The organism is Streptomyces sp. NPDC048506, from assembly GCF_040651315.1.
In the GTDB taxonomy this organism is placed as follows: domain Bacteria; phylum Actinomycetota; class Actinomycetes; order Streptomycetales; family Streptomycetaceae; genus Streptomyces.
Genome location: NZ_JBEZIX010000131.1, coordinates 1 through 1,427, shown reverse-complemented (window position 1 = coordinate 1,427; position 1,427 = coordinate 1). Strand labels below are relative to the sequence as shown.

Annotated in this window: 1 protein-coding gene; it reads right to left on the bottom strand. The window is 67.5% G+C overall.

Annotation, left to right across the window (positions count from 1 at the left end):
- Positions 1-55: 55 nt before the first annotated feature.
- Entirely contained in the window at positions 56-1,294 is a 1,239-nt protein-coding gene (locus AB0C96_RS43050) for an IS256 family transposase (RefSeq protein WP_362925758.1), read from the bottom strand.
- Positions 1,295-1,427: the final 133 nt, after the last annotated feature.

Below are 1,427 nucleotides of genomic sequence, written 5' to 3'. Positions count from 1 at the left end.
GGTCACGTCCGCTGGAGTGGTGTATCGACGGCCACTCGGTGATCTCGTTTTGAGGCTATGCGGTGAGTTCGGTGGGCAGGGTGGTCTCGTCGGTTTGTGACTCGATCGGGTGGAGGCGGGCCTTGGCGAGCAGGTCGAGTCCCATGTAGCGGCGGGCCTCGGTCCACTCGTCGTTCTGCTCGGCCAGGACCGCGCCGACCAGGCGGATCACGGCAGTGCGGTCGGGGAAGATGCCGACCACGTCGGTGCGGCGCCTGATTTCCTTGTTCAACCGCTCCTGCGGATTGTTCGACCAGATCTGCCGCCAGATCTCACGTGGGAAGGCGGTGAACGCCAGCAGGTCGTGCTGGGCGGCATCCAAGTGGGCCGCGGCTTTGGGGAACTTGGCCTCCAACGCGTCCAGGACCTGCCGCATCTGGGCCTGGACGGCCGTCGTGTCGGGCTGTTCGAAGACGGTCCGTAGCAGCGTGGCCACCCAGGGCTGGGCCGACTTCGGAACCTGGCTGAGCAGATTGCGGGCGTAGTGCGTGCGGCATCGTTGCCACGACGCTCCGGGCAGGACGGCGCCGATCGCGGCGACCAGGCCGGTGTGGGCGTCGGAGACGACCAGCTGGATGCCGGACAGGCCGCGGGCGGTCAGGGAGCGCAGGAAAGCGAGCCAGCCAGCGCCGTCCTCGGCGGTGGCGACGTCGATGCCGAGGATCTCGCGGTGCCCGTCGGCGTTGACCCCGACGGCGATCAGTGCGTGGACGTTGATGATCCGGCCGCCCTCACGGACCTTCTGGGTCAGCGCATCCACCCAGACGAACGCATAGGGGCCCTGGTCCAGGGGCCGGTTACGGAAGGCGGCGACCTGCTCGTCCAGATGCTTTGCCATCGCGCTGACCTGGGACTTCGACAGCTGGGTGACCCCGAGGGACTCGGCGAGCTTTTCGACCCGGCGGGTGGAGACGCCGAGCAGGTAGGCGGTGGCGACGACCGAGATGAGGGCTTGTTCGGCCCGGCGGCGCCGTTCGAGGAGCCAGTGCGGGAAGTAACTGCCCTGGCGGAGCTTGGGGATGGCCAGTTCGACGGTGCCGGCCCTGGTGTCCCACTCGCGTGGGCGGTAGCCGTTGCGATGGTTGACACGTTCATCGCTGACCTGGCCGTATTCGGCGTTGCAGAGGGCGTCGGCCTCGGCGGACATGAGCGCGTCGGCGAACGTCTTGACCATCGCGCGCAGCAGATCGGGACTCGCCGCGGCGAGGTTGTCCTCGGCGAGGGCGTGCAGGGGCACACTGTCAGGTGCGGTCATCGTGCTGATCTCCTTCGAGCTTCGACATCTCGAAGATCAGCCGGTGGCCGTTCATCTATGCGGGCATCAGCCAGAAGCCGGAGCAAACCCCCGGATCAGGTCGAACCCCTACACCACTTCCCTGGACGCAACC